The 405-nt window shown below is 45.4% G+C and carries 1 protein-coding gene; it reads right to left on the bottom strand.

The features are described from left to right. On the bottom strand, positions 1–405 hold a 405-nt coding region (locus AB4486_RS24235; protein ID WP_372119181.1), incomplete at both ends, for a transporter substrate-binding protein.

Here is a 405-nt window from a genome sequence, read left to right as displayed (position 1 = left end):
GCTTGAGCCCACATATTGAAGCCAACATAGTGCGCTTCCATTGGGTCATTGGTGACACGCTTTTCACTCTTGATGAACGACTGCCACGTTTCAACGAACTCTTCATTAGCTTCAGTATCAACACTCATGAAGTAGTTCCATGCCGCTAGATGACCAACCAATGGTTCTGTGTCCATGCCTGACAGTTCTTCTTCACCAACAGAGAATGCAATAACTGGGATGTCTTCAGATGAAATGCCTTGAGCGCCTAGCTCTTTATAGAAAGGTACGTTCGCATCGCCGTTTACAGTAGAAACCACAGCGGTTTTCTTGCCAGCTTCACCGAACTTTTTGATGTCTGAAACGATAGATTGCCAATCAGAGTGACCAAATGGCGTGTAGTTGATCATGATGTCTTCTTCTGCG

It is taken from the genome of Vibrio sp. 10N.222.55.C6, from assembly GCF_041473395.1.
In the GTDB taxonomy this organism is placed as follows: Bacteria; Pseudomonadota; Gammaproteobacteria; order Enterobacterales; family Vibrionaceae; genus Vibrio; species Vibrio crassostreae_C.
This window is presented reverse-complemented; position numbering and strand designations above follow the sequence as displayed.